This window comes from Streptomyces sp. DSM 116795 (assembly GCF_055792905.1).
Genome location: NZ_CM147707.1, coordinates 6,330,617 through 6,356,061, shown reverse-complemented (window position 1 = coordinate 6,356,061; position 25,445 = coordinate 6,330,617). Strand labels below are relative to the sequence as shown.

The 25,445-nt window shown below is 71.1% G+C and carries 30 protein-coding genes; 10 read left to right on the top strand and 20 right to left on the bottom strand.

The genetic code is table 11. From position 1 onward, the window contains the following. The first annotated feature begins 3 nt into the window (after window positions 1-3). The gene (locus ACSMXX_RS27475; RefSeq protein WP_275520694.1) at window positions 4-135 is read left to right on the top strand and encodes a DUF6893 family small protein; all 132 of its coding nucleotides are present in this window, start codon (window positions 4-6) and stop codon (window positions 133-135) included. Window positions 136-201: 66 nt separating this feature from the next. On the opposite strand, the gene ACSMXX_RS27470 is transcribed toward ACSMXX_RS27475, so the two are convergent. The 3 genes from ACSMXX_RS27470 to ACSMXX_RS27460 all read right to left on the bottom strand — a co-directional run bounded on the left by ACSMXX_RS27470 (window position 202) and on the right by ACSMXX_RS27460 (window position 2,330). Continuing rightward, window positions 202-978 carry a VOC family protein gene (locus ACSMXX_RS27470; RefSeq protein ID WP_473181354.1) on the bottom strand — a complete coding sequence of 259 codons (777 nt, stop codon included), beginning with the start codon at window positions 976-978 and terminating at the stop codon, window positions 202-204. A gap of 32 nt (window positions 979-1,010) precedes the next feature. Continuing rightward, window positions 1,011-1,343, bottom strand: coding sequence for a plasmid stabilization protein (locus tag ACSMXX_RS27465; RefSeq protein WP_473181353.1), 333 nt, complete (start codon window positions 1,341-1,343; stop codon window positions 1,011-1,013). Between the two features lie 138 nt (window positions 1,344-1,481). Further along, window positions 1,482-2,330 (bottom strand): SAM-dependent methyltransferase, encoded by an 849-nt coding sequence (locus tag ACSMXX_RS27460; RefSeq protein WP_473181352.1) that lies wholly within the window; start codon window positions 2,328-2,330, stop codon window positions 1,482-1,484. A 265-nt stretch (window positions 2,331-2,595) separates the two neighbouring features. Here ACSMXX_RS27460 and ACSMXX_RS27455 point away from each other — a divergent pair, with 265 nt between their 5' ends. Next, entirely contained in the window at window positions 2,596-3,246 is a 651-nt protein-coding gene (locus tag ACSMXX_RS27455) for a sigma-70 family RNA polymerase sigma factor (protein WP_473181351.1), read from the top strand. Between the two features lie 299 nt (window positions 3,247-3,545). Beyond that, entirely contained in the window at window positions 3,546-4,109 is a 564-nt protein-coding gene (locus ACSMXX_RS27450) for a hypothetical protein (protein ID WP_473181350.1), read from the top strand. A 139-nt stretch (window positions 4,110-4,248) separates the two neighbouring features. Here the strand turns inward: ACSMXX_RS27450 and ACSMXX_RS27445 are convergent, their stop codons facing one another. The 12 genes from ACSMXX_RS27445 to ACSMXX_RS27390 all read right to left on the bottom strand — a co-directional run bounded on the left by ACSMXX_RS27445 (window position 4,249) and on the right by ACSMXX_RS27390 (window position 12,013). Next, the gene (locus ACSMXX_RS27445; RefSeq protein WP_473181349.1) at window positions 4,249-4,674 is read right to left on the bottom strand and encodes a hypothetical protein; all 426 of its coding nucleotides are present in this window, start codon (window positions 4,672-4,674) and stop codon (window positions 4,249-4,251) included. A 110-nt stretch (window positions 4,675-4,784) separates the two neighbouring features. Then, window positions 4,785-5,261 carry a gas vesicle protein K gene (locus tag ACSMXX_RS27440; protein ID WP_473181348.1) on the bottom strand — a complete coding sequence of 159 codons (477 nt, stop codon included), beginning with the start codon at window positions 5,259-5,261 and terminating at the stop codon, window positions 4,785-4,787. A 31-nt stretch (window positions 5,262-5,292) separates the two neighbouring features. Next, window positions 5,293-5,562: a gas vesicle protein gene (locus tag ACSMXX_RS27435; protein WP_473181347.1), complete on the bottom strand. Its 270-nt coding sequence runs from the start codon at window positions 5,560-5,562 to the stop codon at window positions 5,293-5,295. Next, window positions 5,552-6,427: a GvpL/GvpF family gas vesicle protein gene (locus ACSMXX_RS27430; RefSeq protein ID WP_473181346.1), complete on the bottom strand. Its 876-nt coding sequence runs from the start codon at window positions 6,425-6,427 to the stop codon at window positions 5,552-5,554. Before ACSMXX_RS27430 ends, ACSMXX_RS27435 begins: the two co-directional genes overlap by 11 nt. An 8-nt stretch (window positions 6,428-6,435) precedes the next feature. Beyond that, complete coding sequence (locus tag ACSMXX_RS27425; protein WP_473181345.1) at window positions 6,436-6,954, bottom strand: gas vesicle protein; 519 nt, start codon at window positions 6,952-6,954, stop codon at window positions 6,436-6,438. A 46-nt stretch (window positions 6,955-7,000) separates the two neighbouring features. Next, the gene (locus ACSMXX_RS27420) at window positions 7,001-8,176 is read right to left on the bottom strand and encodes an SRPBCC family protein (protein ID WP_473181344.1); all 1,176 of its coding nucleotides are present in this window, start codon (window positions 8,174-8,176) and stop codon (window positions 7,001-7,003) included. Next, window positions 8,169-8,891, bottom strand: a complete 723-nt coding sequence (locus ACSMXX_RS27415; RefSeq protein WP_473181343.1) for a hypothetical protein — start codon at window positions 8,889-8,891, stop codon at window positions 8,169-8,171. The genes ACSMXX_RS27420 and ACSMXX_RS27415 overlap by 8 nt, the downstream gene beginning before the upstream one ends. 49 nt (window positions 8,892-8,940) lie before the next feature. Then, the gene (locus tag ACSMXX_RS27410; protein WP_473181342.1) at window positions 8,941-9,198 is read right to left on the bottom strand and encodes a gas vesicle protein GvpG; all 258 of its coding nucleotides are present in this window, start codon (window positions 9,196-9,198) and stop codon (window positions 8,941-8,943) included. A 24-nt stretch (window positions 9,199-9,222) separates the two neighbouring features. After that, a complete protein-coding gene (locus ACSMXX_RS27405; protein ID WP_473181341.1) occupies window positions 9,223-9,936 on the bottom strand; it encodes a GvpL/GvpF family gas vesicle protein in 714 nt (237 codons plus the stop codon). Between the two features lie 3 nt (window positions 9,937-9,939). Beyond that, entirely contained in the window at window positions 9,940-10,386 is a 447-nt protein-coding gene (locus ACSMXX_RS27400) for a gas vesicle structural protein GvpA (RefSeq protein WP_473181340.1), read from the bottom strand. 81 nt (window positions 10,387-10,467) lie between these two features. Beyond that, a complete protein-coding gene (locus ACSMXX_RS27395) occupies window positions 10,468-10,836 on the bottom strand; it encodes a gas vesicle protein GvpO (RefSeq protein WP_473181339.1) in 369 nt (122 codons plus the stop codon). A 166-nt stretch (window positions 10,837-11,002) separates the two neighbouring features. Next, window positions 11,003-12,013: a LacI family DNA-binding transcriptional regulator gene (locus ACSMXX_RS27390; protein ID WP_473181338.1), complete on the bottom strand. Its 1,011-nt coding sequence runs from the start codon at window positions 12,011-12,013 to the stop codon at window positions 11,003-11,005. A gap of 183 nt (window positions 12,014-12,196) precedes the next feature. On the opposite strand from ACSMXX_RS27390, the gene ACSMXX_RS27385 reads away from it, so the two are divergent. After that, window positions 12,197-13,102 (top strand): phytanoyl-CoA dioxygenase family protein, encoded by a 906-nt coding sequence (locus ACSMXX_RS27385; protein WP_473185009.1) that lies wholly within the window; start codon window positions 12,197-12,199, stop codon window positions 13,100-13,102. A gap of 68 nt (window positions 13,103-13,170) precedes the next feature. Here ACSMXX_RS27385 and ACSMXX_RS27380 read toward each other — a convergent pair whose 3' ends face one another. From ACSMXX_RS27380 to ACSMXX_RS27365, 4 genes are all read right to left on the bottom strand, one after another. Continuing rightward, on the bottom strand, window positions 13,171-13,992 hold the full coding sequence (locus ACSMXX_RS27380; RefSeq protein WP_473185008.1) for a carbohydrate ABC transporter permease: 822 nt from the start codon (window positions 13,990-13,992) through the stop codon (window positions 13,171-13,173). Window positions 13,993-14,000: 8 nt separating this feature from the next. Beyond that, on the bottom strand, window positions 14,001-14,906 hold the full coding sequence (locus tag ACSMXX_RS27375) for a carbohydrate ABC transporter permease (protein WP_473185007.1): 906 nt from the start codon (window positions 14,904-14,906) through the stop codon (window positions 14,001-14,003). Window positions 14,907-14,986: 80 nt separating this feature from the next. Beyond that, window positions 14,987-16,459: an ABC transporter substrate-binding protein gene (locus tag ACSMXX_RS27370; protein ID WP_473181337.1), complete on the bottom strand. Its 1,473-nt coding sequence runs from the start codon at window positions 16,457-16,459 to the stop codon at window positions 14,987-14,989. Window positions 16,460-16,521: 62 nt separating this feature from the next. Beyond that, complete coding sequence (locus ACSMXX_RS27365) at window positions 16,522-17,631, bottom strand: carbohydrate kinase family protein (RefSeq protein ID WP_473181336.1); 1,110 nt, start codon at window positions 17,629-17,631, stop codon at window positions 16,522-16,524. A gap of 151 nt (window positions 17,632-17,782) precedes the next feature. Here ACSMXX_RS27365 and ACSMXX_RS27360 point away from each other — a divergent pair, with 151 nt between their 5' ends. The 3 genes from ACSMXX_RS27360 (at window position 17,783) to ACSMXX_RS27350 (ending at window position 20,386) form a co-directional block, all read left to right on the top strand. Then, window positions 17,783-18,559: a DeoR/GlpR family DNA-binding transcription regulator gene (locus ACSMXX_RS27360; RefSeq protein ID WP_473181335.1), complete on the top strand. Its 777-nt coding sequence runs from the start codon at window positions 17,783-17,785 to the stop codon at window positions 18,557-18,559. Beyond that, a complete protein-coding gene (locus ACSMXX_RS27355) occupies window positions 18,556-19,938 on the top strand; it encodes a 6-phospho-beta-glucosidase (protein ID WP_473181334.1) in 1,383 nt (460 codons plus the stop codon). Before ACSMXX_RS27360 ends, ACSMXX_RS27355 begins: the two co-directional genes overlap by 4 nt. A 193-nt stretch (window positions 19,939-20,131) precedes the next feature. Further along, window positions 20,132-20,386, top strand: a complete 255-nt coding sequence (locus ACSMXX_RS27350) for a hypothetical protein (protein ID WP_473181333.1) — start codon at window positions 20,132-20,134, stop codon at window positions 20,384-20,386. A gap of 79 nt (window positions 20,387-20,465) precedes the next feature. On the opposite strand, the gene ACSMXX_RS27345 is transcribed toward ACSMXX_RS27350, so the two are convergent. Continuing rightward, window positions 20,466-21,413 (bottom strand): 2-hydroxyacid dehydrogenase, encoded by a 948-nt coding sequence (locus ACSMXX_RS27345; RefSeq protein ID WP_473181332.1) that lies wholly within the window; start codon window positions 21,411-21,413, stop codon window positions 20,466-20,468. Between the two features lie 309 nt (window positions 21,414-21,722). On the opposite strand from ACSMXX_RS27345, the gene ACSMXX_RS27340 reads away from it, so the two are divergent. The 3 genes from ACSMXX_RS27340 (at window position 21,723) to ACSMXX_RS27330 (ending at window position 25,321) form a co-directional block, all read left to right on the top strand. Next, complete coding sequence (locus ACSMXX_RS27340; protein ID WP_473181331.1) at window positions 21,723-23,189, top strand: MFS transporter; 1,467 nt, start codon at window positions 21,723-21,725, stop codon at window positions 23,187-23,189. Between the two features lie 49 nt (window positions 23,190-23,238). Continuing rightward, a complete protein-coding gene (locus tag ACSMXX_RS27335; RefSeq protein WP_473181330.1) occupies window positions 23,239-24,000 on the top strand; it encodes an IclR family transcriptional regulator in 762 nt (253 codons plus the stop codon). A gap of 238 nt (window positions 24,001-24,238) precedes the next feature. Continuing rightward, the gene (locus ACSMXX_RS27330; RefSeq protein ID WP_473181329.1) at window positions 24,239-25,321 is read left to right on the top strand and encodes a sulfotransferase family protein; all 1,083 of its coding nucleotides are present in this window, start codon (window positions 24,239-24,241) and stop codon (window positions 25,319-25,321) included. Window positions 25,322-25,445 lie beyond the last annotated feature (124 nt).

Sequence of the window (25,445 nt, the reverse complement as noted above, 5' to 3'; positions counted from 1 at the left end):
GAGATGAGGAAAGGGATCTTCGTTCCGGCGGTCGCCGTGCGCGTCGCGGTGGGGACCGTGGTCGTGGCGGTGGCCGCGATGGCAGCGGTCAGCGCACCGGACATGGTGCGCTACTTCAAGATGAAGTCGATGTAGGCGAGCCCGGCCCGAGCGGGCGGGCACGGTGCCACCGCGTCCGCCACGGCGGCCCGGGGCGGCCGGTCACCTTTCGCGGGAGTGCACGGTGAACAGGCCGCCCTCGGGGTCGAACAGACCGGCCGAGCGCCCGAAGGGGTTGTCGCCGGGGCTGATCGCGACGGCGCCGCCCGCCCCGACCGCGGTCTTCGCGGCGTCGTCGACGTCGTTCACGGAGAAGGAGACGTGCCAGCGCGGGCGGATGTGCGGATCGGGCGCCGACTCGATCGCGCCGCCGCGCAGAGTGGCCACATTCCGGCCGTCGACCCGTACGACGACGGCCTCGTACTGGTAGTCGACCTCGCAGCGCCCCGTGTCGGACGCCCAGTCGAACACCTCGGCATAGAAGATCGCCGCCGCGAATGCGTCCCGGGTGCGCAGCTCCAGCCGTGCCGGCAGGTCCCGCCGCCCCGCCTCCCAGCTTGAGAGGACCGCGCCCTCCCAGAAGCCGAACGTCGCACCGGCGAGGTCGGCCGCCAGCGCGGTGCGTCCTTCGCCCATGCGGATCGGGCCGACGGCGACGGTCGCGCTCCGCTCGCGCACACGCGAGGCGGCGGTGTCCGCGGACGGCACCGAGAAGAACGGCGTCCACTGCACGGCCACGCCCATCGTGCGGGCGATGGCGCCCAGCCCGGCGACGGGGACGTCGTCGGAGTAGGCGACGCTGAACTCCTCGCCGATGCTGCCGGGGCGGAAGGTCCACCCCAGCACCTCGCCGTAGAAGCGCTGGGCGCCCTCCAGCTCACCCGTCGCGAGGCTCACCCAGCAGGGCGCTCCGTGCACGGGTGACGCCTGGGAGGCCACGCCGGCTCTCCTTGTAGCCCCGGCGTACCCGATCAGCGGCCCAGTGCTTTCTGGAGCTGCCGCTTGTTCATCGAGGAGCGGCCCTCGACGCCCCGCTGCCGGGCCTCGTTGTAGAGCTGGTCGCGGGTCGGACCGCTCTTGGGGCCCATGCCGCGGGCGGAGCGGGTGCCGCCCCGTGCGGCCGCGGACTTGCCCTTGGTGGAGGTGCGGCTGGCGCGGTCCGCCTCGCCGGTGCGAGCACGTTCCTTGTTCACCGTGCGGGAGGCGATCTCCTTGGCGCGGCCCTTGGGGGCGCCTCGCTTCTTCGCGCCCTCCTTGATGTGCTCGTACTGGCGCTCACGCTTCGCATTCGATCCAGCAGGCATGACTCCTCCTGTGTCGGGTTGGAATCATTGCCCCGGTTACCCGTACACCCCGATTGCTAACAAGCACACGCGAAACGGATCGGACGCGCCAGCGGTGCGGGGCCGGGGCTCCCCGGTGATCGCCTGCGAGGAGTCCGCTCAGGGTTTGCGCGCCACGGCCCCGTAGCAGGTCGCCTCGGCGTCGGTCACCTGCGAGAGGTCGTGTCCGGGGTCGGGGCGCCAGCGGTGGGTGACCGTGATGCCCGGGTCGAGCAGTTCCCACCCGTCGAAGAAGCGGGTGAACTCCTCGCGGGTACGCGGCTGTACGGCCGTGCCGGCTGCCTCGTACGCGCCGACGGCGCGGCCCAGGGCCTCCGGGTCGAAGTCCGGCGTGACATGGCTGATGGTCAGGGTGCTGCCGGAGGGCAGGGCCTCCTTGAAGTACTCGACGACGCCGTGCGCGGTGCGCTCACCGGGAACGCTGCGTTCATCGGGAACGCCGCGTTCATCGGGAACGAAGTGGAGGAGTGCGATCAGGCTCAGGGCGACCGGGCGGCTCAGGTCGAGGGTCGCCTGCACCTCCGGCGACTTCAGCAGCGCCTCGGGGTTCCGGGCGTCGCACTGCGAGTAGGCGGTACGGCCCTCGGAGCTGCTGCGCAGCAGGGCATGTGCGTGGGTGAGGACGATGGGGTCGTTGTCGGTGTAGACGACGCGTGACTCCGGCGCGGTCTCCTGCGCGATCTCGTGGAGGTTGGGCGAGGTGGGGATTCCGGTGCCCACGTCGAGGAACTGGCGCATGCCCAGCTGCGTCAGATGCCGCACGGACCGGTGCATGAACTGGCGGTTGGCGCGCGCGGCGACGAGCACTGCGGGGAAGACCGCCATGGCCTTGCCGGCGCTCTCGCGGTCGGCGGGGAAGTTCGTGGTGCCGCCGAGGAAGTAGTCGTACATCCGGGCCGAATGGGCACGGTCCAGCTCCAGATCCACTGCGCCTTCGTCAACGGCCACCGGATTCCGCCTTTCTCGACTTCCTCGTCACGCACGGTCGTTCGGACCGCTATCGTGCGCCACTCGGGCGAACTTTCCCAGGGCACATGGGAGTTGACGGGCAGGACCGGCCAGAGGGTGGCGCGAAGACACCCGTGGGGCGTGGCCTGGATGCGGTAGCCATGTTTTTACTCTGTGTAGTATTTTGACCGGACTTCCGCGGACACGGGCCTTCAAGGGCCGTTCGCGCCTTCTGACCGACGTTCTCCCGTGAGAGGGCTCCCCCATGAGCGCCGAGGACCAGCAGCCGCCGGGCTCCGCAGCAGCGCCCGCGGCGTGTGCGGCGGCGGACTCTGCAGACGCGGCGGAGGGGGCGGCCGCGGCTCACGACGAGGACGCCCACCGCCGGCTGATGCTCTCCTTCGACGCGTTCGACGCTTCCCACCACCGGCTGTGGCTGCGTTATGCGCACACGCAGGCCGGAAGCCGCGAAGCCGCGCAGCACATCGTCGGGGACGCCTGCCGCCATCTGCTGGACCACTGGGAGCACGCGCTGCGTCAGGAGTCGCTCACGGAGTACGCCTGGACCGTGCTCAAGGAGCACGTCGCGCGCTGGCTGAGCGAGCGGGGGCTGCGGCCGCTGCTGGCGGAGACCGCGGCCTTCCACGCCGCCGCACGCAAGGCGCTGCTGCACGAGCTCCGGGACGAATTCGCCGTCCTGGAGGGGGAGATCGGGCTGTACGCGGCGATCGGACGGCTCCCGGAACGGCAGTACGACGTGGTGGTGCTGCGGTATGTGCTCGGCTGCACGGAGGAAGAGGTCGCGGGCTATCTCGGTTTCGAGACCGCAGCGGTGCGCTCCCACATACGCTATGCGAAACGGAAGCTCGCCCGGGAGCTGCGCACGGCACCGGGGCCAGGCACGGGGGACGGATGATGCGGGGGAGGCACCCGGGAGGCGAACACCCCACCATCGACGCGCTGTTGAGCGGTGCGGAGGTGCTCGCCGAGGACTACGACGAGAGTGATGTGGCCGCGGTTCGCGAGCGGGTCCTCGCGGGGTCAGCGGATGCGGCAGGCCCCTCGGACCGCTCGGATCCCCCGGATCGCGCGGATCGCGCGGATCGCGCGGATCGCGCGTATCCGTCAAGTCCCGTGGGTCCGGCGGCCGTTGCCAGGGCTCCGGCGGCTCCGGCCGGATCAGACACCGGCGCGGCGACGGCGGACGGTGCTGCCGTGCGTGCGCGTCACTACCCGACCGAGTGCGAACAGGCCGCGCACGACTTGGACTTGGCGGTGAGCCTCGTCGTAAACGCTCCCGAGGCCGCGGCGAGTCTGACGCGCCTCGTCGACGACCAGGAGTCCATCGCGCCCGAGGGCGCGCTCGTCTTCGGCTGTCTTCTGCATCTGGCGCGATACCGCGAAGCGGCCCAGTTCTGGTGGCAGTTCGCCGCAGGCGGCGGTTCCCGGACCGCCGCCTTCTGTCTGTGTCTGCACCACCGGCGGCACGGCGAGTTCCGCGACGCGGACTACTGGCGTGCGCAGGCGGCAAGGCTGGCGCAGCGCGCCCGTACGAACGGCGCGCCGGAGCGCCGGCCGCAGCGGCCGTCCACTCTGCCCCTCCTTCCGGACGGGGTGCGGCACGGACTGCTGAGCGAGTGTCACGGCGGCGGGCATCCGAGCCTGCCGCATGCCCTGGAGGCGGTCATCCACCGGCTTCCCGTGCTGGAGGACGACGAGGATTTCGGTGAAATCCCCCAGCCGGCACGGGACTTGGCAGGACATCTGACCGCCCGTTGAGGACGTGCGTCCGGCGTTCCCGTGCGCTCTGCCCGGTCGGCACGGGCGTGATGTGCCTGCGTACACGATCCGGCCCGGCAGGCGCCCGCCTGCCCAGCCGGGCGCCTGCCGGTGGCCTGTTCCGGCCTGACGACACCCCCTACAGCCGACCGCCGGTGAACCGGGTGAAGGGACCGGCCTTGCGCCGGGCCGAGTAGCGGCCGGCCGCGAAGGAGGCGGCGACGGCACTGATCGCCCCGGTGCCGATGCCGGCCGCGATGCCCTTGCGGTTCTTCACGACGCTCCACGTCGTGGTCGCCGCGGTCGCTGCGGTGCTCGACGCGGAGGCGAGCTTCTGCCGCCCCACCTCGGCACCCCTGCTGGCGGCATGACCGGCACGCCTCGTGGCGTCGCCGAAGTTACGGCCGCCGCCCTCGACGGCGTCACCGACGGAGTGCGTGGCCGAACTGGTCTTCGTGGCGGCCTTGTTGATGCCGCGGTCCGCCTTCTCCGCCGCGGCGGCGGGCTTCTTGGTGCTGCTTGCGGCCTTTCCCGCGTTGCTTGAGGTCTTGCCGTTCTCAGTCATGGCCAACGGGTTGCCGTGTGTGTCGGCTTGAAACATTCGGTGTCCGGAGTGTGCAGACGCCGTTCGCACAGACCGCGGCAGGACGCTGCTTCGCACCGGGTGTCCGCCGTCTATCCGTCCTGCCGGGGCAGCAACGAACCGAGGGGGCCCAGATCGAGGTTGAGGTCCTCCATCGTCAGCCCGTAGCGCTCGCACAGCTCCGTCATGCGCTCGTGCAGGATCATCAGCGTCATGCCGATCCGCTCTTCCTGGTCCTCGTCCAGATCACCCTGGTCGACTCTGTTCAAAGCGGTGCGTTCCATCAGCTGACGCAGCAACTCCACGATCGTCAGGACGAGTTTCATCAGATCCCGCTCGACCGTGTCCGGGTCCGTGCGCAGACGCCGGGCCAGCCTGCCGCTGCCTCGCGGGCCCTCTTCGGGCCCCGCCGGCAGCAGGTCGAAGGCGCGAGCGGCCGAACGTGCCACGTCGTCCAGGCGGATGCCGTCCGTGATCCCCTCGGGGAGCCGACCGTGGTCGTCTCCGTGCTCGCGCTCAGGCCCGCGCTTGTGCCCGGGCTCGTACCCGGGCTCGTACTCGTTGGTCATTCCTAGCCGCCCGTCCGCCCGCTCTCCCCGCTCACCACGGCCCCGGATCGTCAGCCGTGACGGAGTGGATGACGGCACGCAGATTGATGTGTACGAGATCGACGTCCGCGATGGACAGCACGATGTCGCCGGTCAGCACCGCACCGCCGGACAGCAGCCGGTCCAGCAGGTCGATGAGGGCGACCTGGCGGCCGGCGAGCCCGTTCTCCTCCGCGATGCCGTTCGCGAAGCCGTCGGAGGCGGACCGGGTGCCCGCTTCGACGGCTCCGGCGAAGCCGCTGCCGGGCAGTTCAGCCTCCATCGTCGGCGGTACCTGTGGTGTGCGGCTGCGGTGAGGACGGCGGCGTCGCGAACGAGTACGGCGCCCACGGCCCGGTCAGCTCGACCCGTACGCCCGGCACGTGCTCGGCGACGCCGCTGATCGCCTCCTTGAAGTCCTCGCTGCGCGAGGCCGGCACCAGATAGGCGTCGTTGGCGATGTTCTCGCCCGTTCCGGCGGCCAGTTCGCCCTGCTGCGGGCGGTGCGCCACCTTGGCCGTGGCGACCCCGTCCGCGAGCGCCGTCACGCGCTCGGCGACCGCTCCGGCGGCCCGGTAGGTGTCGCGGTGCGTGCTGCGCTGCCGCCTGCGCTGCTGAAGGTACGCACGTCCCGGGCTGCCGGATGCCGCCCCGGCGCCGCCGGAGGTCTCCGCCGCCGCGCCGGCGGCCGCCTCACGCGGATCGGCGTACACCTTCACACCCCACTCGACGTGGCCTTCCAGCCGCGCGAGCAGCGCCTCGAATTCGGCGCCCCGCTCGGCCAGCATCCGGGAGACACGTCCGTCGTCGAGATAGACGGTCGCCAGGCGCATGGGCAGCACTGTCGTGTGCTCGTACGCGGCGGCGACGACGGCGTGGTGCGAGCGGGCAAGGGTCTCCAGCCGCTCCATGTCCTCCAGTTGGGCCTTCAGCCCCGCCTCGTCGTACATCCCCGCCGGGACGTCCGAGATCAGCGCGCCCAGCCCGGCACCCTCCACCGTGCGCACCGGCTCCCCGGAGGGACCGGTCAGCCCGGCGGCCGCCGCGTCGAGCGGTCCGCCCCGGCGGCCGACCGCGAAGACGTAACGGACCTGCTCACTCTCCGGCGCCTGCTGCAGCGCTCCGGGATCTCCCTCCGGAACCGGCATCGGTCTCGTCACCTTCCGCGCTTGCGCGTGCCGTCGCCGTCGCCGGTCTCCCGTGCGGCCTTCTTCGCGGCGGAACCCTGCCGGGCCGCGGAACCTCCGCCGGACGCCGGTTGCCCGGCTGCGCCGTCGTCGCCCGCGGGCAGCTCGGCAGCCGAGCGCAGCCGCTCGATCTCCCGGCGCAGCCGGTCGTTCTCCTCGGCCAGGGCGTTGCCGTCGTCCCGCCCGTCGAGGGCGGGGTCGGACTGCCGCGAGCGTGCGGCGGAGGCCCGGGAGGAGAGCGACGGGTCGTTCTCCCACCAGTCGATCCCCATCTCCTTCGCCTTGTCGACGGAGACCACAAGCAGACGCAGCTTGATCGTCAGCAGCTCGATGTCGAGCAGGTTGATCTGGATGTCGCCCGCGATGACGACACCCTTGTCGAGGACCCGTTCGAGAATGTCCGCCAGGTTGGCGGAGGAGCCTTGCTGACCGTACGGGACCGCCCTGTTCTGGGACGGTCCCATACGCCCGGCCAGTGAATCGGACACGTGGTATCAGCCTTGTCTGCTCAGTCGGGGTGGGGTCTTCGGACGGTCAGCGGCCTGCGGAGACGGTACGGCGGCCGCGCTCGTCTTCCTCTTCTGCGTCTTCCGCCTCGTCCTCCTCGTACTCCTCCTCGGGCTCCAGCTCCTCCTCGTACTCGCCCTCGGGCTCCTCTTCGGGGCCTTCCTCTTCCGCCTCGTCCTCCTCGAACTCCCCTTCGGGCTCCTGCTCCTCGTCGTACTCTCCCTCGGGGTCGCCCTCTGCGTCATCCTCGTCCGCCGGGCCGTACTCGCCGGCGAGTCCGTCCTCGGACTCCGGCTCCTCGGCCTCGGACTCCGGCTCCTCGGCCTCGGACTCCCCGGACTCGGACTCCTCCTTGGCGCGCTCTTCCTCCTCGACGGCGTCGTCGTGCTCGACCACGACCTCTCCGTCCCGGATCTCGCCGCGCCATCCGTCGGTGGCTTCGCCCCGCATCATGATGAACTTGCGGTACAGCTTCAGGTCCAGCCGTGCGCGTCGGCCCTGAGCCCGCCAGATGTTGCCGGTCTTCTCGAAGAACCCGCCAGGGAAGTACTCCAGGACGAGCAGCACTCGGGTCAGGTCGTCGGTGATGCGGTGGAAGGTCACCACACCCTTGACGGAGCCCTTCGCGCCGCTGGTGGTCCAGGTGATGCGCTCGTCGGGGACCTGCTCGGTGACGTTGGCCGACAGACTGCGGGTGGACTTGGCGACCTTCACCTTCCAGTTGCTGCTGGTGTCGTCGGACTTCTCGACGCTGACGACGCCCTTCGCGAAGGTGCTGAACTCCTGGAACTGCGTCCACTGGTCGTACGCCTCGCGTACGGGCACGCCCACGTCGATGTCCTCGACGATGGTGACGCTCTTGGACTTGCCCCCGCCGCTCTTGCTGCCCTTGCCGAACAAACCCTTGACCTTGTCCTTGACCATTTCCTTGACATGCGAGGTGCCCGCCGTCATCGCCGCCTGCGCGGGGGACTTGCCCTCGCTCAGCGCCTGACCGCCCTTGGCGAGGCTGCCCATCAGGCCGCCCGCGCCCTGGCCGCCTTCGCCGAACCTGGTGACGCTCTCGCCCAGCCTGCTGCCCAGTCCGGAGACCGCCTTGACGGCTCGCGCCTGGAGGTAGGCCTGCAGCTCTTCCTTGAGGCGGTCGGTGGCCGGGTCGTTCGCCACCTGTTCCTTGAACCTGCTCAGAGTGGAATCAGCCATTGCCGCCTCCCCGGTTCGCGGCCTTCCGCGCACCGCCGGATGCGGTCTTCGCGGCCGTCTTGCGGACTCCGCCGGTGGCCTTGCCCGCACCGGAGGTGGCCTTCCTGGTGCCGGAGGCCGTCTTCCGAGCGCCGGAGGACGCGGTCTTCCGGGCACCGTCGCCCGTACCGCCGGAACGGCTGCCACGGCTGCCGGAAGCGGCCCTGCCGTTGGCGGAACCCGAACCCTTGGCGGACTTCGCCGGCTTGGCCGTCCTGCTGCCCGCTGCTGCGGGCTTGCGTGGCCTCGGCCGTTCCGCGCGCTGCCGTTCCTCGCGCTCCTCGCGGCCGCCTTCGGCGCGCTCCTCCTCGCCCTCGGCGTCCTCGGCGTCCTCGGCGTCCTCGCCCTCGGCGTCGTCAGTGCCCCGCGCACGCCGCGTGGGGTCGTTCATGTCGAGCGTGCGCTCGTGGAGGGAGTCGGCGAGGCTGCCGGCCCGCTGGGTGACCGCGGAGGTCAGCGCGGACTTCGTGTTGTCGACCAGGTCCTTGCGCATCTGGTCGCTCAGCTGGCCGACCACGGGCGAGTTCGCCACCGTCTTCACCAGCTGCTGCGGATTGATGTCGAGCTTCTTGCCGGCCAGGAACATGCCCAGGCCGATGGCCATCTTGGCCTTTCTCGTGCGCCCCAGGAGGTAACCGCCCACGAGCGCCATTCCTATCTTGCTGTTGTTCATCATCTTCCGGTCACCTTCTGTCTCCCCCGTAGCTGTGGGCTGGCTCTGACGCTCATGGGTGCCGCTGATGCTGTCGTTGCCATGCTTGACGCCATTCCAGTTCGTCCAGGAGGTCGTCCTCGATCCGGTCGAACTCCTCTTCCGTCATGCGGCCGTCGAGCAGTTCCTGCTCCAGTGCCGCCAGCTGTCGCCGTACGGGCTCGGGGTCGTAGTACTGCTGCTCCGCGGTCAGTACGAGCTGGTCCATGACCCAGACCGCTCCGCGCACGGGCGCCAGCGGCAGGGTCAGCAGCTGCGTGATGAGGCCCATGGGGAGGCCCTCCGATCAGCCGTGTCAGACGAAGCTGTACGGGGGCAGCGGGCCGTGGAGGTTGAGGGAGTAGACGTCCCCGCGCCGCTCGGCCTCCTCGTGCACGGACTGGGAGAAGGCCGCGGAGTCCTCCCGCCGCACCAGGAACGAGACGTTCAGGAAGTGCGACTGCGTGGGCTCGGCGACGGTGTGGCGCTGGGCGCCGGCGGACAGCCGCTCCACCAGGTCCCTGCCGTCGGCCTCGTGGCGGGCCTGGACCTCGTTCGATACCAGCTCGCCCAGCCGCACCTTCTCCTCCTGGGCCTCCGGGTGCTCCCTGGTGACCTCGCGCAGGCGCTGGATCTCCGCGGAGCCTGCGACGATCTCGCGGAGCAGGTCTTCCTCCTCGCGGGCCGCCTTGAGGTTGTACTCCACGCAGCCGTTCAGCTCGGCGAGCCGCTCGGCGTACGCGTCCTTGTTCTCCTCCAGCACCGACTCGACGGAACCGTCGTCGGGGCCCACCAGGCCGAAGCGCATCGGCAGCGTCGCACCGTCCGCCATCAGCTTCTCCAGCACGGCCTGATGCGCGGCGAGATCACGGCGCTTGGCGCGAAGATCCCCGGGTGCGTCGCTCACGACGGCGCTGAGACTCTTCGTCCCGACCGTGCGCAGCGTGCCGGCGGGCTCGCCCACCCCGCTCAGCCCCTGCAGGTTCTGCGGGTGCTCCGCTGTCGTGATGGCGTAGATGTAGGTGGACACGTGTCAGTCCTCCTTCCGGCGAGTGGTGCGGCGGGCACCGGACGAGCTCGAGGACGCCGCCTTCCGCGGCTCCCGCTCTTCCTCCTCACCGTCGCGGCCCTTCTGGAAGGACTCGCTGAAGGCCTCGACCGCCCCGGTCAGCGCGCCCTTGGACTTGCCCTTCGCGCCGCTTTCCGTCGCGTCGCCGACGATGTCGGTGAGCTGGGTGGGGGCCTTGCGGCCCGACTCGAGGTCGAGCCTGTTGCACGCCTCGGCGAAGCGCAGGTAGGTGTCCACGCTGGCGACGACCACCCGGACGTCGATCTTGAGTATCTCGATGCCGACGAGGGAGACCCGCACGAAGGCGTCGATCACGAGACCACGGTCCAGGATCAGTTCGAGGATGTCGTAGAGATTTCCGCTGCCCGAGCCGCTGCTCTGCTGCGTGTTGGTCTGCGGAACTACCGTCACGTTCTTCGTCCTTTCGGAACGATGCTGTACTCGGCGGCCGTGGTTGCGTGAGCCGTCCTGCGGATCACTCCCGGCTCGCGCTCATTTCCGCTGGTCGATCTGGCCGCGTGCGTAACGGCGGGTGCGCTCGTAGCCGAGCAGATTTCCCTGGCCGTCGAGCTGCACGCGGTAGGAACCCATCACGCTGGTCGTGTCGGGGACGCGCTCGATCTCGACGACCTCGACGTCCGCGGTCCAGCCTTCGTCCGTGGCCTTCACCGAGGACACGGAACCGGGTTCGCACTGCAGGAGTTCGGAGAGCTGTCCGGCCGCGAGACGCATGGCCTCGGCTATGGGGACGCGTCCGTTGTGCGCGCTGTGGCCCCGGTCCTGCTTCTGTTCACGCTTCGCCTGCGGCCTTTCGGCCTGCTGCGACTGCGATTTGTTCTCTTTGTCACCCGTTGTCGCCATGCTCTCACCCCTTTCCGGGCTGCCGGGTTTCAGGCCTGTGTTCCAGGTCTCACCGCATGCATCGTGCGGAGGGTGTGTTGGGTGCCCCGGGTGTGAAGAGCTATGCGTCGCAGTTACGTGATCGCCACAACTGCCTTGTCCCGCGGGTGAGTCCGAAGGGCTGCGCTCATGCGCCGGCGCTCTCCCGTACGAGCAACCTGTAGGGGACGGTGACCCGGCGTGCGGGCAGATGCCCCAGACGCCCGTATACGCGGTCCGCGAGGCACTGCAGAGCGCGCTCCGCGATCTGCTCCTTGTCAGGGGAGACGGTGGCCAGGGAGGGCACCGAGTAACGCCCGTCCTCGATGTCGTCGAAGCCGACCAGCGCCAGATCCGCGGGCACCCGGAGGCCTGCTTCCCTTACGGCTCGCAGCGCACCGAGGGCGAGTTCGTCGCTGAAGCAGAAGACGGCATCGGGAACTTCCGCCATGCCGAGCAGCTCACGCATCGCGCGGTGGCCCTCAGCGCGGTGCAGTGTGGCGACGGTTCGCGTCAAGGCCTCCCTGACGGGCAGGCCTGCCGAGGCGAGCGCCTCCCGGTAGCCCTGCGCGCGCTGTTCCGCCGTGCCGTTGGAGAGCTGCGGCTGCAGACCGACGGCTGCGATGCGGCGGCGGCCGAGGGCGACGAGGTGGGCCGTGGCCTCGCGTGCGGCTGCGACGTTGTCGATGGCGACGCGGTCCGCGGTGCCGCCCGTCTCCTGCTCTCCGAGCACGACGAGGGGCAACGTGGCGCTGTGACGGCCCAGTTCCCCGGGTGTGAGCGACCAGGGACTCATGATCATGCCGTCCACGGTGTGGCGTTCTGAGCCTTCAAGCAGCCGGCGCTCCCGCTCGGCGGTGCCGTCGGTGCGGTCGACGAGAACCGTCCAACCCCGGTCCTGAGCCGCGTCGATGAGCAGTTCCGCGATCTCGCCGAAGTACGGGGAGCTGACCTCGGGAACGGCGAGCCCGATGAGACCTGTGCGGCCCTGGCGCAGGTTTCGCGCCGCGAGGTTGGGCCGGTACTGCAGTTCGTCGATGACGCGCAGCACCCGCTCCCGGGTGGCGGGGGCCACGGCGGACGCGTTGTTCACGACGTTGGAGACGGTACGGACGGAGACGCCGGCCCTGACCGCCACGTCCTTCAGTTTCGCCGCCACCTGCGCCCTGCCTTCCCGGCCTGCCACCCCGCCGTCCGTTCGTACCGGCGGACCGATCGTCCCACGTCGGAGTCCGCGACGGAGAAAATCTCCGCCATCCCTTGCCACGCTGCATGCAACGTTGCAAAGTGGCCGGTCAGCAGTCTGTCAGATCTGTCAGAAGGGAGCCCTCCTGTGACCACGATGAGCACCGGGTCCGGCGACGCCGCGCCGGCCGGCCTGGCCACGATCGGCGACGTGGTGCGCGACCTGTACACCGACGGCGTCAGCGCGTGCCGCGGGGCGTTCCCGCCCGAGTGGGCCGACCGCATGCGCGAGGACGTCGAGCGCGCCTACGAGGAGGCGAGGCGGCGCCCCGGTGGCGCCGTGGGCCGCGGCCCGAACCGCTACTACGTCGAGATACACCCCGAGCAGCTGCGCGGCTTCGTCGAGCTCGTCGACCACCCCTGGGTCCGGGCGGTGTGCGAGGCGGTGCTCGGCCCGCGGTACTCCATCGTCGAGCTCGGCTTCGACATCCCCTTCGCAGGCGCCGTCCACCAGCCCTGGCACCGCGACTTCCCCATGCCGGACATCACCCGTGACAAGCGGCGCCTGAACTCGCTGGCCTTCAACCTCACCGGCGTCGACACGACCGAAGACATGGGCCCGTTCGAGATCGCACCGGGCACGCAGTGGGACGGCGACGCGGGCTTCGAGCACGGCATGTTCCCGCCGCGTGAGGACTACTCCCGCTACCGCGAGCTCGGCGTGCGCAAGTTCCCGCAGCGCGGTGACATCTCCGTGCGCTCGGCGCTGACGATCCACCGCGGCACCGCCAACCACTCCGGGCTCTCCCGGCCCGTACTCGTGCTCGGCGTGGACGCCCCCGGGGCAGGCAACGACGCCCATCACGACATGGCCGTCACCCGCGGGTACTGGGAGGCCCTTCCGGAGCGCGTACGCGCGCACCTGCACTGCCCGGTCGTCGAGTCACTCACTCCGATCACGCAGAAGCACACCATCGAGGGCCTGGTCATGGGCGACGCGGAGCCCGACTCCCCCACCGGAGGCATGGCCGCTGCCGTGCCCGAAGACCCCGACGGCGGCTGACCGCCGCGGTCGGGGCGGCGTCGAACGCCGTCCCGGGAGCGCCCCGTCGGACGACGCGGTCCGGCCGTTCACTCCTTGACCGCGCCGCTCAGCATGCCCTCGATGAAGCGCCGCTGCAGCGCCACGTACACCACGACGACCGGCAGGGCGATCAGTACCGACGCGGCGGCGAGGAGCGCCGTGTCGGAGCTGTGCTGCCCCTGGAAGAAGGCCAGCCCGAGCGGAACCGTTCGGTGGGCCTCGTCGCTGACCATGACCAGGGCCATCAGGAACTCGTTCCACGTCCACATGAAGACGATGACGACCATCGTGGACAGCGCCGGCCGTCCCATCGGGACGAGGACGCGCCACAGCGTCGTCCAGCTGGAAGCCCCGTCGATACGGGCGGCCTCGATGACCGAGCGGGAACTGTTGCGGAAGTACGTACGCATCCAGAACACGCCGAAGGCGAGGGACTGTGCCGTCTGCGGGAGGATCAACGCCCAGTAGGTGTCGGTCAGTTGCCAGTACCGAAGGTCGAAGTAGAGGGGTACGACGAGGGCTTCCTGCGGCAGCGTCAGGCCGAGGACGAAGAGGTAGAAGAGCAGGTTCGAGCCGGGGAAGCGCATCACGCCGAAGGCGTACGCGGCGAGCACGGCGAGTACGGCCGTGGCCGTGACGACCACGACGGCGACCAGCACGGAGTTCGTGAGGTACGTGCCGAAGTGCCCGCGGGTCCAGGCCTCCGCGAAATTGGCCCAGTTGAGGCCGTCCGGCAGCGAGAAGCCGGTGTCGAGGGAGGAGCGGCGGCCGAAGGCGGTGGCCAGGACGCCGATCACGGGTGTGAGGCTGATGGCCGCGAAGAGGGCCAGGATGCCGTAGGTGGCGCTGCGTTCGAGGCGTCCGGTCATCGGTCCGGTCATCGGCTGCGTCCTTCTACGAGCCGCGCGACGGAGACCGTCAGCGCGAAGATCAGCACGGTCAGTCCGACGCCCATGGCGGCCGCCGATCCGACCTCGTTCGTCTCGAACGCGCGGTGGTAGACCTCGTACGCGGGCACGGAGGTGGCGTTGCCCGGGCCGCCGCTGGTGGTGATGTAGATCAGGTCGAAGTTGCGCAGCCCGGCCACGATGGTGAGCGTCAGCGCGACGGCGGTCTCCGCGCGCAGCGCGGGCAGGGTGACGGTGAAGAACTCCCGCAGCGGGCCCGCCCCGTCGATGCGCGCCGCCTCGTACAGCTCACGCGGGATCCGCTGGACGCCGGCGAGGAAGAGCACGACGCACAGGCCCGTCTCGACCCAGGTGCCGATCGTGCCGACCGCGGGCAGCGCCCACGTGTAGTCCCCGAGCCAGGAGCGGGCGAGGGAGCCGAGGCCGACGGCGCGGAGGGTGTCGTTGAGCAGTCCGTCCGGCGCCAGGATGGAGCGCCATGCGACGCCGACGACGACCATCGCCAGCACCTGCGGCAGGAAGAGCACGGTGCGGAAGAACGTCATCCCCCGCACCCGGAAGCGGGAGAGCGCCGCGGCCAGCAGCAGCCCCAGGGCGACGGGCAGCGCGGCGTAGAAGACCAGCAGCGCCAGGGCATGAAGGAAGGGGGCGCGCAGCGACGGATCGGTCAGCAGGGCCTGGTAGTTGTCCGTTCCGGCCCAGGTGGCGGCGGTCAGCCCGTCCCAGTGGAGCAGCGACAGCCACACCGTCTGCCCGAGGGGGAAGAGGAGGAAGACGGCGTAGAGCGCGAGGGCCGGCAGTACGTAGAGATAGCCGACGGCGCGGGGCTGTCCGGGTGCCTGGCGGCGGTAGCGGCCGGCGGTGTGCCGCAGCAGACGTCCGGGCAAGCCGGCGCGGCCGCCGTCCACTTCGGGCCCGGCATGGGCTGCGGCGGCGGGTGCCGTGGGCGCGGCGCTCACGGCTTCGGCTTCCCTTCGGCGCGCTTCTTCTCCTGGCTGTGCTTCTTGTCCTGGAAGGCGGTGTAGGAGCGCTGCATCTTCGAGGAGAGTCCGCCGGGTGAGAGCGAGCCGTTGACGACGCCCTGGAGGTCGGCGGAGAGCGAGTCGTAGAAGTCGGGCGTGGTGTAGTCGAGATACGGCACGAGCCCGTCGGCGGCGTTGAGCTGCTCCCAGCCCTCGACCATCTGCTCGTCGACGCTGCCTTCGGGGACTTCGCGGGTGGTGCTGCCCGGCACGGCGGGCAGCACGCCCTCCTCGGTCATCACGTCGGCCGCGTGCCGGCTGGTGATGAAGTCCAGGTAGGCGGCGGCCACTTGGGGGTGCCGGGACTTCGAGGTGACCGACCACGCGAGGCCCTGCCCGCCGGTCGTGACGGGCTCGGCGTCCTTTTCCACGGGAGGCGGCGGCATGAATCCGAGCTTGCCGCCCATCGACTTCTTCAGATCCGGCAGCTGCCAGGTGCCGGTGATGAGGAACGCGCCCTCGCCGTCGGCGAACTTCTTCGCGGCGTCGTCGTAGCCGGTGCCGTTGGCGCCCTCGGGGATGTAGCCCTTCTTCTTCCAGTCGGCGAGGGTGCGGGCGGCCTCCCGCGTCGGCTCGTTGTCGAAGCCCTTGCCGCGTCCGAAGACGCTCTCGCGGGTCTCCTCGGCTCCGCCGGCCTGGTTCTGCAGGACGCCGAAGGTGTGGATCGCCGGGTACTTGTCCAAGTTGCCGAACTGGACGGGGAGTTCACCTTCGTCCTTGATCTCCGGCAGTGCGTCCGTCAGCTCGTCCCAGGTCCCGGGTGGCTTCACGCCGGCCTTGTCCAGTACGTCCTTGTTGTAGTAGACGCCGATGTACTCGCCGGTCTGGGAGATGCCGTAGAGCCGCCCGGTGCCGAAGTCCCGGCCGTCGGCGGAGACGCGGTTGAGGTTGAGGAGCGTGGAGGGATAGCGGGTGTTCCAGGCGTAGATGCCCGCGTAGTCGTCGAGCGGGGTGAGAAGACCGGCCTGCACGAAGGCCACCATGTCGGGGTAGCCCTGATTGGCCTGGATGACGTCCGGCGGCCTGTTCCCCGAAATGGCCAGCTTCAGCGTCGTCTTGAGGTCGGAGAAGCTGCGGGCGACGCGCTTGATGCGGATGTTGGGGTACTTCTTCTCGAACTCGGCGTTGAGGCGCTCCAGTTCGTCGTTCTGGCCGCCGCGTACCTCCTGGTCCCAGACGGTGAGCGTGGCCTTCCCAGCCTTGGACGGGTCGGGCTTCGCGGTGGCGCCCGCTCCGGGCACGCCCGCCCCCGCCGCGCCGGAACCGTCGGTGCCGGGCACGCAGGCGGCGGCGAGCAGCACGCCGCCGGCCGCCAGCGCGAGCGGCACCGTACGCCGGCGGGGTCCTCGGCGGGGCCGTCGCGGCCTCGTGCCGCTGTCCGTGCCCGTGACTCGTTCAGAGCGCATGGGGGTCTCCTCTCGGCGGGACCGCGCGGTGCGGGCGGACCGGGCCCGTACCGGCGCGGCGGTCAGGGCGCACGGAACCCGATGGTGGGGGTGGCCCGGCGGAGCGCCGAGCCGCGTGCCGCCCCGGGAAGCAGCTCGGACAGGAAGGCGTACCGCCGCATCACCTCCTCGCTCTGCCCGCCGCAGCGGGTGGCGTACTGCCACCAGGCGGCGACCTCGGGCCAGCCGGGCGCGGAGAGCGAGCCGCCGAAGTGCTGTACGGACAGAGCGGCGGTGAGGTTGGCGAAGGCGAGCCGGTCGGCGAGCGGCCAGCCGGCCAGCGTCCCCGTGATGAAGCCGGCGACGAAGACGTCTCCGGCGCCGGTCGGGTCGAGCGCCTGGACGGGCAGGGCGGGCAGATCGGCGCTCTCGCCGGTCAGCGAGTCGACTGCGACGGCCCCTCCGGAGCCCTTGGTGACGACGGCGATCGGGACGAGTTCAGCCAGTGCCCGTACCGCCTCCTCGGGACTGCCGGTGCGGGTGTAGTGCTGCGCCTCGGCGGCGTTGGGCAGGAAGGCGTGACAGTAGGAGAGGTCGGCGAGGGTGTCCGGGTCCCAGGCGCCGGTGTCGTCCCAGCCGACGTCCGCGAAGATCTTGCTGCCCTCGTCGTACGCCTCACGCACCCAGCTCTCCAGCCGGCCCGGAGCCAGGTCGGTGAAGCAGGCGCGGGAGCGCGGGCGCCCGGCCGCACGTACGCAGGGGGCGGGTGCCTCGTGACCGTGGGAGACCATCGTCCGCTCGCCCTCGTACGCCATGGAGACGGTGACGGGCGAGTGCCAGCCCTGCGCGCGGTGGGACGGGGCGAGGTCGATGCCCTCGCTGTCGGCCAGGGACTCCCAGCAGTAGTCGCCGTAGACGTCGTCGCCGAACGCGGCGGCGAGCGAGGTGCGCAGGCCGAGACGGCGCAGGGCGGTGGCCATGTTGGCGACGCCGCCGGGGGACGATCCCATGCCGCGGGCCCAGGACTCGGTGCCGCGTACGGGCGCGTGGTCGAGCCCCGTGAAGATGATGTCGAGGAAGACGGTGCCGGTCAGGAAGACGTCCTGCTCGGGGCCGCCGTCGTCGCGCAGGGCCGACAGCGGGTCCAGGGCCGCCGATGTCGGCGCCGGCTGCGCGCTCCCGGTCGTGCTCATTGCCCGTCCCGCCCCCTTCCGCGGCTCTCGATCGGCCCTCGGTTTCCGCGGTCCCTCGATGCTTTGAGCGATACCTTGCACGTCAGCGGCGATGAGTGCAAGACCCCGGTCACACTCGCGCAAAGACGCTCAGTCGCGCTACATTGCCGACATGTTGCGCGAGACCCGGCATGAGCAGCTGCTGAAGCTGCTCCGCGAGGAGGGCGTGCTGCCTGTCGGGCGGATCGCACAGCGCCTCGGCGTCAGCGAGGCCACCGCACGCCGCGACCTGACCGGCCTGGACAGGGCCGGAATGCTGACGCGGGTCTACGGCGGCGCGGTGGCCCGCGGCCCCGTCGAGCGGCCGTTCGCGGAGGAGGAGGTCGACGACCGCGCCGGCAAGGACGCGATCGCCCGTACCGCCGCCGCCACCGTCGAGGACGGCGAGACGGTGCTGCTCGACATCGGCACCACGACCCTGCAGCTCGCGCGGCGGCTGCACGGCCGGGACATCACCGTGGCGACCAGCAACCTCGCGGTCTACGACGAGCTCAAGGACGACCCGGAGGTCACGCTCGTGCTGCTCGGCGGCCAGGTGCGCCGCAACTACCGTTCGCTGGTGGGGCACTTGACGCAGTCCGGCCTCAGCCAGCTCTACGCCGACCGGCTCTTCCTCGGTACCAGCGGCGTGCTGCCCGACGGCCGCGTACTCGACACCACCGACATCGAAGTGCCCGTCAAGCAGGCGATGCTGGCCGCGGCACGGCACGTGGTACTGCTCGCCACCGCACGGAAGTTCCCCGGCAAGGGGACGGCCCGTATCTGCGGACCTCAGGACATCGACGCGCTGATCACGAATCAGGCGTCCGACCCCGGCACCCTCGCCGTCTTCCGCGAGGCCGGAGTGGAAGTGACAGCTGTGGAAGCGGAGTCGGAGGGACGGCGATGAGGCTGACGGTGCTGGGCGGCGGCGGATTCCGGGTGCCGCTGGTGCACCGGGCGCTGCTGGAGGACAAGGGCGACGACGCAGGCCGCGTCACCGAACTCGTGCTGTACGACACCGACTCGGGCCGCCTGGACGCCGTCACGGCAGTCCTCGCCCACCAGGCGGCGCGGCACGACGGCCGTGCCGCTCCCGCCGTACGGGCCACGACCGACCTCGACGAGGCGCTGCGCGGCGCGGACTTCGTCTTCTCCGCCGTCCGCGTCGGCGGCCTGGAGGGCCGTACCCGCGACGAACGCGTTCCGCTGGCGGAGGGCGTGCTCGGCCAGGAGACGGTGGGCGCGGGCGGCGTGCTCTACGGGCTGCGGACTCTCCCCGTCGCCGTGCGGATCGCCGAACGCGTCGCCGAAGTCGCCCCCGACGCCTGGGTCATCAACTTCACCAACCCGGCGGGCATGGTCACCGAGGCGATGAGCCGCGTCTTCCGCGAACGCGGCCTGGGCGAGCGGGTGATCGGCATCTGCGACTCCCCCGTCGGCCTGTGCCGGCGGGCCGCCCGCGCCCTGGGCGCCGACCCCGACCGCGCGGACTACGACTACGTGGGACTCAACCACCTCGGCTGGCTGCGCCGCGTCGTCGTGGACGGACGGGACCGGCTGCCCGGACTCCTCGCGGACGGCGGCCGGCTGGAGTCCTTCGAGGAGGGCCGGCTCTTCGGCGCGGGCTGGCTCCAGGCGCTGGGCGCGCTGCCCAACGAATATCTGCACTACTACTACTTCAACCGCGAGGCCGTCGCCGCGATCCGGGGTGCGCAGGCCACGCGCGGCGAGTTCCTGCGCGAGCAGCAGTCCCTCTTCTACGCGGAGTCGCTCCCCCGCGATCCCGCCGGTGCGCACGCGGCGTGGGAACGTACGCGCCGGGAACGCGAGGAGACGTACATGGCGGAGAGCCGTGAGGCCACGGGCGGGTGGGAACGCGACACCTGCGACCTGGACGGGGGCGGCTACGACCGTGTCGCCCTCGCTCTGATGCGCGCTGTCTCGCGCAACGAGCGCACGACCCTGATCCTCAACGTGCCCAACCGCACCGCCGTGCCGGGCCTGGACGCCGATGCGGTGGTGGAGGTGCCGTGCCTCGTCGACGCGGGCGGCGCCCGGCCGCTGTCGGCGGGCCCCGTCGCTCCGGACCAGCTCGGGCTGATGCTCCAGCTCAAGGCGGTGGAACGCTCGGCCATCGACGCGGCGGCCGACGGCTCACGCCCCGCGGCGCTCCGGGCCCTGGCCCTGCACCCCCTGGTCGACTCGGTACGTGTCGCCGAGCGCATCCTCGACGCGGCGGGCGGCGACGACGTCTTCGGCGCAGAGGACGCACGCAGCCGTCGCTGAGTCTCGCCGGGCCGAGGTGGAACGCACGCCGACTCGGGAGCCTGGGGGAATCGGCTGGATGATGCCTTTTTGTGCCCTTCGAGGCGTGGACCCCGGGCTGCGGCGGTCATAGCGTTGTCGGATCGACGCCGCCTCGCGGGCACGCCCGGCAGCGGAGAATCTCCGAATACCCCGGCCGCCGGCGGTGATTCCGATGGTGCTCAAGGATCTCTGGCGCAGCTTCCGCGAATTCAACGCGCAGCAAGTCGAGAGCTGGGAACGGATCCAGCTGCTCAACCGCCCCTGGGAGGAAGAGTTCGTCCACTGGGCGCGGGGCGCCGAGGGCTGGGTGCTCCACGGTCATCTTCCGCCGCCCCGTCACGCACACAGAACGAGCGTGACCCGCTCGGGGTGGTGCCCGGGGCTGAGACGCTCTCCGGGGGCGGACGGACGGCCGCCCTCGCCCTGACCGCTGACCGGACCGGCTGGCCGACTGGCCGGCCAGCCGGCCGGCGAGGTCAGGGCCGGGGCCACGGCCTCGGGTCAGGTCAGGGCCGGGGGAAGGCGTTCAGGAGCGGCTCCCCCGCGGCGTAACGGCGGACCTGCTCCACGACGAGCCGCTCGGCGCGCGGCCCGAACGTGGCGGAGCCGCCCGCCACATGCGGGGTGATCAGCACGCCGGGCTGCTGCCGCAGCGGATGGTCACCCGGCAGCGGCTCAGGATCGGTGACGTCGAGGGCGGCACGCAGCCGCCCCCCTCGGACCTCCTCCAGCAGCGCCCCGGTGTCGAGGGTGCGGCCGCGTCCGACGTTGACGACGAGCGCGCCGTCGGGCAGCGCGGCCAGCTCCGCCTTGCCGAACAGGCCTTCCGTGGCCGGGGTTTCGGGCAGGACGAGGACCGCGATGTCCACGTCCTGCAGTAGCTGCGGCAGAGCGGTGACGGCGTGCACGTCCTCCTCGGGCCTGGCCCGCCGTGCGATGCGCACCACCTCCGCCTCGCAGGCCAGCAGCCGCTTCTCCAGGGCCTGTCCGATCGACCCGTAACCGACGACGGCGACGCGGGAGCCGGCGAGCGAGCGCGTGAAGTGCGGTGCCCAGCGGCCGGCTTGCTGGTCCGCGACCCAGTGCGGAAGGTCGCGCTGCGCGGCGATCATCAGGCCGAGGGCGTGTTCGGCGGTGCTCGCGTCGTGCAGGCCGCGGCCGTTGTACAGACGTACACCCTCGGGCATCACCGGCAGCAGCTTCTCGACGCCGGCGCTGAGCGACTGAACCGCCCGCACGGCGGGGAGCCGCGGAAGCAGACGCTCAGCGCCCGGCACCGCGTACGGCATCACCCACAGAGCGGTCGACTCCAGGGCGCCGGCGGGCAGTTCGTCCTCCGGGGTGCGTCCGTTCCATACGTGTACGCGGACGTTCGAGGGCCACGGCCCGTGCCGTGCGTCGAGGTCGGGCCAGGGCAGAAGCACGTGGACTGCGGGGTCGGTCGTGTCGGACATCGGCGTGTGACTCTCCTCGTCGCATACGGCGGATGACGGGCGGGCGGTCGGGAACGAGCGGACGGGCGGTCGGTCGGACGGGCGGGACGAACGGACCGACAGCCGGACGCGCGGGCCGCCGGACAGCCGGACGGGCAGCCGGATGCACCGGCGGACCAGGGGGATGGACCGGCGCTCGGACATACCGGACGTCCGCCGTCGCATGCGGATCTGGACCGTCCGCGGCCATTGACCCGCCCCTCTCACGCTCGTAACGTCCTTCCCGCCCAGTGAAACACTTTCCACCCGACGGAAAAAGGGGGTCCGGGAATGACAGCGGCGTCTCCCGCCGGCGCCGGCAGCGGCGGCTTCTGGTCATCGACCCGCGCCCGGTATCTGATGCCGATCGCGTTCGTCACGTACTCGCTCGCCTACCTCGACCGGTCCAACTACGCGATCGCCTCGGCCGGCGGCATGGCGGAGGAGCTGAACCTCTCGGCCGGGACCGACTCCCTCATCGCGGCTTCCTTCTTCCTCGGCTACTTCTTCTTCCAGATCCCGGGCACCATCTACGCCGAGCAGCGCAGCGTGCGCCTGATGGTCGCCTTCTCGACGATCGCCTGGGGCGTGCTGGCGACGGCGCAGGGCATGCTCAGCAGCCCGGGCCAGCTCATACCGGTGCGCTTCGCGCTCGGTGTCGTCGAGGGTGCGGTGCTGCCGTCGTTGGTGGTGCTGCTGAGTCGCTGGTTCACCAAACGCGAGCGCGGCCGCGCCAACTCCCTGCTGATCCTGGGCAATCCCATCACCGTGATGTGGCTGTCCGTGCTCTCCGGATGGCTCATCGAGATCTCCGACTGGCGGATGATGTTCATCGTCGAGGGCCTGCCGTCGGTCGTCTGGGGTCTGTTGTGCCTGCGGCTGATCAAGGACCGTCCGCGCGAGGCCCGCTGGCTGCCCGAGGCCGAGCACGACAAGCTGCGCGCGGAACTCGCCGACGAGCAGCGCGCCGCGGCCGAGTCGCCCGGTTCTGCCGTGACGGCCACCGAGGTCGGCGCCGGCTCCCCCGCCGCCCCCGGCGCCCGGTCCGACCCGGGCGCGCACGCCACCACCGCCGACGCACCGCGAGCGAGTGCCGCGGACTACAAGATGGTGCTGCGCTCACGTCCCGTGATCGTGCTCGCCGCCCAGTACTTCTTCTGGTCGTTCGGCATGTACGGCTTCATCTTCTGGCTGCCGTCCATCGTGAAGCAGGCCTCCGGCGAGGGCATCGGTGCCACCGGTCTGATCTCGTCGATCCCCTACGCCTTCGCCGTCGTGGCGATGATGCTCAACTCCCGCTTCTCCGACCGCACCGGGCGCCGGCGCGCCGCCGTGTGGCCGTGGCTCGGGACGGGCGCCCTGGCGCTGCTGGGCTCCTATCTCGCGGGGGCGAACTTCCCGCTCGCGCTGACGCTGCTCACCGTCGCGGGCCTGTGCATGTACGCGCCCTACGGCCCGTACTTCGCCTTCGTCTCCGAACTGGCACCTGCCGGTGTCGCGGGCGCCGCCGTCGCCGCCGTCAACTCCTTCGGTGCGCTGGGGTCGTTCGCCGGCACCTACCTCGTGGGCTGGGTACGCGGCACACCGCTCGGCGACGCGGGCGCCTTCGGCTTCATGGCGGTGTGCACCCTGATCTCCGCGGCGCTGATGTTCGGCGTCAGGGAACCGCGGAGCACCCCAGGCGCTACCGGTACGGTGAGTGAGCAGCCGCACCCGGCCGCCCCCCGTACGACCGCGGGCGACGGGGGACGCGGCTGAACCTGCCGGACCGACCTTGCCGCGCACGATCTTCGAGGGAGCACCGACGGTGACCGCACCGCCCGGCGACGACATGCTCAGCCGGGGCCTGCGGCTGATGACCGTGCTGGCCGACAACCCGTCGGGGCTGGGCGTCAGTGCGGCCGCACGTACCGCCGGACTGCCGGTCAGCAGCGCACACCGGCTGCTGGGGCGGCTGGCCGCCGAGCGCTTCGTCGCCTACGACGAGGACACCCGGCGCTACGCCCTGGGCGTGCGGGTCCTCGAATTCTCCCGCGGCTTCCAGCGCTCCCCCGCCGGCTACTCTGCGGCGGCCGCACCGATGCGGCGCCTCGCCGCCCGTACGGGACTGCCGGCCATCGCCGGAATCCTCGACGGCAGCGAGGTGCTGCTGGTGCTCAGCGCGGAGGGCACACAGCACCTGCAGCTGCGCAGCGCCGAGGGCACGCGCAATCCCTGGCACGCCACGTCCATGGGCCACGCCCTCGCCTCGGTGCTTCCGGAGCAGGAGCTGGCCGCGCTCCTCGCCGCCGATCTGCCCTCCCCCACCGCACACACGGTCACCGACCCGGAGGCACTGCGCGAGAGGCTGGCGCGGGCGCGGGAGCGGGGATGGGCCGAGGTGGACGAGGAGAACGAGGTGGGTGTCCGCTCCGTCGCCACCGTCGTCCCCGATCTGAACGGGGGGCTGCGTCCCCGTCTGGCGGTGTCGCTCGGCGCCACGGTCGTACTCACCACCTGGGACGAACTCCACAGCCACGTACCGGAGATGCGTGCCTGCGCGGAGGAGATCGCCTCTCTGATGGGGTGACGTCTCTGATGGGGTGACGTCCGCGTTCGGGCACGGCGGCACCGGCCCGCGCCCGTACGGGGGCCGTGTCCCCATGGACCGCTCCACGGGACGACGTCTCGAAAAGGTGACGCCCACGGGACGGAACCCCTTGGAGTGACACCATCGGCCGGCAGCCGCGTGCCCCGGGTCGATCAGCACCCGCAGGGGTAGGACTGGGGCGATCAGTCGCCGAGACGGCCTGTGAGGCGGACAGGCCATGGGGGAGGAACTCACCGTGCGGACAGGCATCAAGACACTGACCTTCGTCGTCGGCACCGGGCGCAGCGGCTCGACGGCGCTGTCGCAGGTGCTGCGGCTGCACCCGGACGTGCTCAGCCTCAACGAGCTGTACTCCTGTATCGACGGCCCGCCGGCACTGTCCCAACAACGCCTGACGGGGGCGGAGTTCTGGCGATGTCTGCGCGAACCGATGCCGGTCTTCGACGCCATGGTGCGCAGCGGCACGCCGCTCCCGGAGTTCATCTACAACCGCCACCCCGAGTGGCGCTACTCGGCGGAGACCACGGGCATCCCGGCGATCAGCATGATGGCGCTGCCGCACCTCACCGACGCCCCCGACGCCTTCCTCGACGCGCTGGAGCCGGAAGTCAGCGCCTGGCCCGAACGCCCCGCCCCGCAGCAGTGGCACGCCCTCTTCGGCGCACTCGCCTCGCGCATCGGCGGACGCGAGGCGGCGGTGGAGCGCTCCGGCTACTCGCTGCACCGTGTCGACACGCTGTACGCGCTCTTCCCCGACGCCCGCTTCGTGCATCTCCACCGCAACGGGCCCGACTGCGCCCTGTCCATGAGCCGCCACAACGGCTACCGCATGATCTCCCTGCTCCGCGAGATCGTGCGCCGCTCCGGCGTCGAGTCCGCGTCCGACCTGACGGACGACCACATCAAGCAACTCCCCGACGATCTGGCCCCGTTGCTGGGCCCGCAGTACGATCCGGCGCTCGTGCTCGACCGTGAGATGCCGGTGCCGGACTTCGGCACGCTGTGGTCGGATCTCATCTGCGAGGGAGTGGGTCACCTCTCCGCGATCCCGTCGGAGCAGCGCACGTCGCTGTCGTACGAGCGGCTCCTGGACGCCCCGCGTCAGGAACTGGCCCGGCTGGCCGACTTCATCGGCGTCCAGCCGTTCGCGGAGTGGCTGGAGGAGGGCGACGAGATCCTCGACGGCACCGGCCGCCGCGACTCGTCCCTGCACCTCCCCGGCCGGACGCTCACCGAGCTCCGCGACAACTGCGCACGGGGGGAAGAGGCGCTGGGCGTCGCCCGGAGCGCCCACTCCTGAGCGACGCCGGGCGTTCGCCCGGAGCGCCCACTCCCGGGCCGGCGACGGACCGCAGACCCGCCAACCAGGTTCCGGCGCACGTCACTTCCGGTAGACCAGCAGGTAGCGCCAGAAGAGGAGTCTG